This is a genomic window from Amycolatopsis sp. NPDC114478 (assembly GCF_055633805.1).
The window spans coordinates 86,260-92,532 of record NZ_JBVKDO010000032.1 but is presented as its reverse complement, the minus strand read 5'-3'; the positions used below and the strand labels follow the sequence as shown (position 1 = coordinate 92,532).

Sequence of the window (6,273 nt, the reverse complement as noted above, 5' to 3'; positions counted from 1 at the left end):
AGCAACAGAACACCGACCAGAACTAGACAACAACACCGCACAGGGGGTCAATTTTCCAGAGACCACCCGGGGTCAAGGTTCCCGAAGCGTTGACAGCAGTCGAGGTCGGCTAAGCCGAACTCGGCCCGCTGGGCTCCAGTGCGGCCAGCCGCGGGACCAGCACCAAAGACAGCGCCAGGACCGCCCCGCCGATGATCAGCGGTGCTCGCACGCCGAGTACGGAACCGAGAAGACCACCCAGAGCGGCGCCGATGGGACCGGCGCCCCAGCCGATCAGCCGGTAGCTGCTGGTGGCCCGGCCCATCAACTCGCGGGGGATGAGCCGTTGGCGGATCACCACGGCCTGCACGTTCCACAGCATGATGCCGAACGCGCCGAGAGCGTAGGCAGCGGCGACTACCGGGATCGACCACGCGAACCCGGCCAAGAACAAACCGGCCGCGATCAGACTGATCGACAGCCCGAGCCCCGGTCCCGGGCGCAGGTGCTTGCGGACCCGGCCGGCAGCGAGGCTGCCGAGCAGGCCGCCGGCCGCGCCGGCCAGCAGGACGACGCCGTAGATCGCGGCCGGGGCGTGCAGGACGTTCACGATGAGCAGCACCAGCATGGTGGTGCCCATCGTGAGGGTCAGGTTGGCCAGTCCGAGTTCGAGTGCGAGCAGCCGCAGGCCCTGGTGCCGCCACAGCCAGCGCACGCCCTCGCCGATGTCGGCGCGGATGGTGGTGGTCCGGTCGGGGCGGGCGGCGGTGTGCCGGGTGCGGATGGTGAGCACGAGAACACCGGCGGCCAGGAACGAGACTGCGTCGACGACCAGTGGCGCACCGGCGGAGACGGTGAACAGTGCGGCACCCAGGGGCGGCCCAACGAACTGGTAGCTCACGACTTGGGTGGCCTGCAGGCGGCTGTTGGCGGTAGCCAGCCGGGTCGGATCGGGGCCGAAGAGGTCGACGATGAAGCTGTTGGAAGCGCTGTCGAAGACGGTGCCGGCGCTGCCGAGCAGGAACGTGGTAATGACCAGCGCCCACAACGGCGGAACGGCCACGAGCACCCAGATGGCGAACGCGCCGACGAGGACGCCGCGCAGCAGATCGGTCCGCCACATCAGGGCCCGGCGGTCGTGCCGGTCGGCGAGCGCGCCGCTCAGCAGTGTGAACAGCAGAATCGGGACGGTGCCGGCGAAGGTGACAATGCCGGCGGCGGCCGGTGTCGGCGACAGGGCGACGGCGAGCAACGGCAGAGCGGCGTTCCGGACGCCGTCACCGAGCAGTGATGTCCCGGCTGCGGCGAAAACCCGAAAGGAATCAGCCTTGCTTGTGATCTGCCCCAGCGCCCCCACAGCGGAGAGCCTAGCCCCGGCCCACCCCACGGGTTCCGTGGCGATCGCCCAGAACAGAAAGGTGCCCCGGCCCAGGTCCCGTATCGATCCGAACCGTAGAGCGGACACCCCGTCCCAGCCCCTAGCGCCATCAGCGACCGCGTTCCTCATGCAAGTCACGGCCTCATCGAGAACCGGCCCGACGTGCACCCATGCCGATGACCGCGCGAGGTGCCGAGTGTGATCCCGGCCCGATCGATCGAGGACGTCTGCCGCGTCAACCGTCCAGACTTCCCGGCAATAAGAGGAAGAGTTCGTCGCGCCCACTGCAGCGTCTCACGCCGAGGCTTACCCCGCCCCGCGACCGCATAGCCCCGCTGGTCGATCACGACGATGACCTGGTCGGGTTGGTCATGAGCGGCTTCGCCCCGGACGTTCCGCTCGACTGATTACGATGCGGGCCGGTTCGCTGTCGAGCAACTCCAAGCAGAAGCCCGTCCCACGGCCAGAACCGGGTCACGATCCCGTGGGTGCCGGGCCCTGAGGCCCCCGGACAAATCCACCTGCGCCTGGGCTTCATTCCAACCGCACAGACCTTCCACGGCAAGACAGTCGCCGCGCTCGTCCTCGACTGACCGCCGCGCGGACCTTGTCGCGAGTCAACCTGCCTGACTCGTCACGGCAGCACAGTCGTGTGTGCAGCGGCGATACTGGTCAGGTGAAGCCGGATGACTGGGTGCTGCGCGACGGCGTCCTCGTGCGGGCCACGGGACGTGTCCTGGTGCTGGACGGGGCGACCTCGTTCGAACCACCGATCCCGCAGGCCTTGCTGTTGATTCACCCGCGACCGGCTCCGCGCCCCGGCCGATATGCCCTGCCCCTGCACGGCATCGACACCGATCGCCTTGCCCGGCGTCAGGAGTATCCCGGCGGTGTGCTCGAAGGCTGGACCACGCTGACCGCGACGTGGCGCAACGGTGAACTGCACGTCCAGGCGCAGGACCCGACGCCCGCGCCGGCCCGCGACGCGAGCCGGTGGACCAGTCCCCCGTGCCCTCCTCCCACCTCCGGCTGGCCGGTCGCCTCTGGCGGCAACTCCGGTACGGCGGTCAATCTCCGGGCGTTACCGCCCCGCTGGGAGGAATGGGCGGAGCTGACCATCACGCAGATCACGCAGTTCCATCCCGGTCCGGCGCAGCCGGTGCTGGTTGTTGCCGCCGAAGATCCGCACGCGCGGAGCGGGTTTTGCGCCCCCGGTTCGGTGCCGCTCTCTGCGTGGTCGCCAGCCGATACCGGCGGCAGGACATCGACGCTGCTCAGAACCGTTTGCGGCAGGAGCTGTCGGAGCGGCGATGGCCGATGATCTCGACCGGCCGGTCGGCCGACGATGACGGACAGCCGACCGTGCATGCCGAGTTCGCGTGGATCGACCCCGAGATCGCGCAATGGGCCGCGACACTGCCCGACGGGCTGCTCGATGCGGACGTGTGGCTGACACCGACCACGACATGACAACCTCCGCTCATGCCGCTGACCGTGCTGCCGCAACGCGCGCTCGTGTTCACCCGCTGCTCGGCAGCTGATGAACCGGAGACTCGCTGATCCTGGTCTCGTTCTTCTTGGCGTCGACGATGTAGCCGCATAGCAGGTCAGCATGCTCGCTGTTGCCGCAGCCAGGTGATAGCGTCCGATTCCGCAACATCGGTTATCACATCGGGACCTGGTCAGCCTCGAGTTCGGCGGCGCCCCGGACGACCCGCGCAACCTCTGGGTGGAACCCGGAACTATCCCGAACCCCAAGGACGCAGTGGAGAACAAGCTCAACCAGGCCGTCTGCTCCGCCCTGATCCCGCTGGCGACCGCGCAAAAGGCGACCGCGGCGGACTGGGTGACCGCCTTCGACGACGCCGGGCTGCGGGTAGCCGGAGGCAAGGTGTGCCTACGCAGCAACCCGGCCAAGTGTGCTGGCCGGCACGGCCATACGGACGGGAACTGACAACGTCGGCACAGCGGTCCTACCGAGAAATCGCCGGCCATAGAGCATTCGGACTCAGCTCCGTATCACCGGCGACGACTAATCAAGCCCGCTGTCCAAGCCCAGGCTCACGGCTAGCGTGACCTATGCCCCTCCTTCGGTGTTCGCACTTGCGCCGCCGCACAGTCGCAGTAGGGTGCACGGCGGGCACGTTCTGTCATCTCGACAGGACCTGGAGTAGGGAAACACGATGCTTGACCTTGTGGCGCCGTCATGACCGCACCACACCGTGACCTGCGGCAACTGCAGCAACAATCCGCCGAACTCGACGCACAACTGGCAGCGACACGCCACACCGCGCGCTCGAGCGACCAACTCGTGACCGTCACCGTAACCCGCAAGGAAAAACTTCTCGACCTGCGGATTGACGACCGTGCGCTGCACGGCGCGCACGTGCAGAAACTCGGATTCGACATCGTCGAAGCCGTCCGCAACGCTCGCGCCGCCGCACGGGCGTCGTCGCTGCCGCACCTCAACGCCCTCTTCGGCAAACAACCACCACCGCCGCCGTCCGCCACCGGGCCGGCTACGCCGCCGCAGGCCGCCGCACCCGAACCGGCCCGGCGCGCCGCCGCGCCGGAGGACGAGGAGAACTTCGCGGACCTCGACTTCCTCACCGACGAGGTTCGACCTCGTCAATCGGTCAGCGACCTGTTCGCGGAGGCCCAGAAGACCCTGGGAGGGTTCCAGAAACAGGCCATCGCCCTGGTGCAAGGCAACACCGACTTCCCGGACATGCCTCCGATGCAGAGCAACTCCGGTATCGACGACCAACGGCAATGGCGCGTCGACCCGTCGGCGGCGCCGGCATGAGGGCAGCAGTGATCGCGTGCACGACACTTCTCTCGGCGAGCTTGCTGGCCGCCTGCGGATCGTCGACACCGGAACGGTTTCTCTCCACGCCGCCGGCGCCGGCGCAGACCGGCGCCCCGCTGCCTTTGGACCAGGTCGACGCTCCCCTCGACTTGGCGAAGTTCGACTCCGACCCGTGCAGCCTGCTCACCAAGGAGCAGGCAGCCGCCGTCGTGGCCGACCCACCGAACGGGATGCAGCCATCTCCGCGGACCACCCTCCCCGCGTTCGGCTGCGCCTGGCCGAATCCGGCCGGCGCCCTGCTGGTGGCGTTGAAGCCGGTCCAGAGCCCGAAAACCCTCACTGAGCTCTCGACCTCCCCGCTGAAGAAGAACGGCGAACTGGAGCCGTGGACGGAGACGTCGGTCAGTGGCCTTCCCGCCGTCGTCTACCACGAACTCAGAGCGCCCGGCGAATGCTCGGTCTCGGTCGAGGTCACTGAGCAGCAGATGCTGACTTTCGAAATCGAGGGCAGAGATCTTCGCAACAACTACTGGGACAACGACCGCTGCGGCGGTGTCGCGAAGATGGCCGAATTCGTGATCGGCAACCTCCGGCAGTGATGAACGTCCGATGATGGCCGGCCACGCCTGAGCCGGCCACGACGGTGCCCTGCCGATCATCGAGGGCACCGTGACCCGGCGCGAAGTCCAACGTCTGCCGTCCGGCGCCATCCCGAAACCCGTGTGGCTCTGGCCCTCCCGCATCGGCCCGACCGCGCCGCGGTCGATGCGGCCTGGCAGGCGTTCCTCCGCCGGTTCGACACACGTACTGATGAGCCACCGCGCGGTCATGCCGACGAGCAAACGGTTCGCATGATTCGTGGGCCACATCCAGGTCGCGTGAGACTGGCATCGTGGGAGGCCGGACGAAACGACGAGCACATCGAGGTTGTCCGCGGAACGAGACGCCCTGCGTCAAGAACTCACCGATCTCTGTGCGTGGCATCGGTGAAGCTCTGGCTGATCGAGCGTGAATCTGGTCCCGGCGCGCTTACGACGCTCAGCGTTGCATCCGATAAGGCGGTCGTCGCCAAGGGTACGGGCGGATAATGGTTTGCTCGGGATGAGAAGCTCTCGTCCGTGTTGACGGTGCGTATGAACGACGTCGCAGCCAGCGCGCTCGAGGCGAGCGGGACCGGTGCTGTCATTCCACCGGCCGAGCTCCCGCCCATGCTGCGCGAAATCCTCCGTGAGGGCGTCGTTCGGCGCGGCGAGGTCCTGCTGTTCGCAGGATATTCTGGTTGGGCTGACGAGCCCCCGGGTAGGTTTCCGGACCTGACGGGCTGGGAGTGCTTTGTCAGTAGCCTCCATCTTGACGATGCAGTGCCGGTCAAGGTCAGATCGTCGCCGGATGGTGAGCCGGTGATCTCCGAGGAAGACCAAGCATTGATGCCTCGGCACGGGCTTGGCTTCGCCTTGGAAGTGGTCCGGCTCGTGAACGAGCTGGACAAGCCGGTGGCAGTGCGCTGCATCATTGGTACGAACACCACGAACGGGACGTTCCGGTTCCATCGGGCGAGGCCAGGCGAGTCGTGGCTGACCGCTGACCTTGATTCCTACTCTCATGAATGGCCCGTCCAAAAGCTGATCGTGGTCGGTAGCGGGCCAGCCAGCCTCGGCGGCACCCCATGGTGACAGCTGTGGCACCGGTGCTGCCGAAACCTCGTTGCGGCTGAAGCAGACACCCCAGTAGCCTGCCGCCGCCGACAACCGTTCACCGCGATGGCTAGCCCGATCAACGCGATGCCCGCCACCGGGCAGGAACCGGCCGTCCGGAACAAGCAAGGCGTCTGGCACAGCTACCCCACCACCAACGGACGCACCGTCGTCCAGTTCTGCAACATCGGCCGCCCCGGCCTGCGCCTGCCCCTGGATGTCTGGGTCCACGACCCGATCGGGCTGACCAACCGACCGCCGCGCACTCCACCTGTACCCGGAACGCCGCAACGGCCACAACAAACAGGTCGGCAGTGTCTCGGACATCGACATCGACGCGATCCGCGGCATGTTCGCCTGCTCACCTGATCGGGAATGCTCGATTCCGTCCGGGAACCGCTGACCCCGATCGA

At 67.3% G+C, this 6,273-nt stretch carries 8 protein-coding genes; 7 read left to right on the top strand and 1 reads right to left on the bottom strand.

The genetic code is table 11. The features are described from left to right. Positions 1–109: 109 nt before the first annotated feature. Complete coding sequence (locus ACZ7OH_RS47185) at positions 110–1,486, bottom strand: MFS transporter (RefSeq protein ID WP_470286904.1); 1,377 nt, start codon at positions 1,484–1,486, stop codon at positions 110–112. Positions 1,487–2,033: 547 nt separating this feature from the next. Here ACZ7OH_RS47185 and ACZ7OH_RS47180 point away from each other — a divergent pair. The 7 genes from ACZ7OH_RS47180 (at position 2,034) to ACZ7OH_RS47150 (ending at position 6,229) form a co-directional block, all read left to right on the top strand. Continuing rightward, positions 2,034–2,678 (top strand): hypothetical protein, encoded by a 645-nt coding sequence (locus ACZ7OH_RS47180; protein WP_470286903.1) that lies wholly within the window; start codon positions 2,034–2,036, stop codon positions 2,676–2,678. After that, on the top strand, positions 2,675–2,827 hold the full coding sequence (locus ACZ7OH_RS47175; RefSeq protein ID WP_470286902.1) for a hypothetical protein: 153 nt from the start codon (positions 2,675–2,677) through the stop codon (positions 2,825–2,827). The genes ACZ7OH_RS47180 and ACZ7OH_RS47175 overlap by 4 nt, the downstream gene beginning before the upstream one ends. Before the next feature lie 295 nt (positions 2,828–3,122). Next, positions 3,123–3,311 (top strand): hypothetical protein, encoded by a 189-nt coding sequence (locus tag ACZ7OH_RS47170; RefSeq protein WP_470286901.1) that lies wholly within the window; start codon positions 3,123–3,125, stop codon positions 3,309–3,311. 252 nt (positions 3,312–3,563) lie between these two features. After that, complete coding sequence (locus ACZ7OH_RS47165; RefSeq protein WP_470286900.1) at positions 3,564–4,163, top strand: YbaB/EbfC family nucleoid-associated protein; 600 nt, start codon at positions 3,564–3,566, stop codon at positions 4,161–4,163. Next, positions 4,160–4,765, top strand: coding sequence for a DUF3558 domain-containing protein (locus ACZ7OH_RS47160; protein WP_470286899.1), 606 nt, complete (start codon positions 4,160–4,162; stop codon positions 4,763–4,765). Before ACZ7OH_RS47165 ends, ACZ7OH_RS47160 begins: the two co-directional genes overlap by 4 nt. Positions 4,766–5,299: 534 nt before the next feature. Beyond that, positions 5,300–5,839, top strand: a complete 540-nt coding sequence (locus ACZ7OH_RS47155) for a hypothetical protein (RefSeq protein ID WP_470286898.1) — start codon at positions 5,300–5,302, stop codon at positions 5,837–5,839. Between the two features lie 87 nt (positions 5,840–5,926). Beyond that, the gene (locus ACZ7OH_RS47150; protein ID WP_470286897.1) at positions 5,927–6,229 is read left to right on the top strand and encodes a hypothetical protein; all 303 of its coding nucleotides are present in this window, start codon (positions 5,927–5,929) and stop codon (positions 6,227–6,229) included. Positions 6,230–6,273 lie beyond the last annotated feature (44 nt).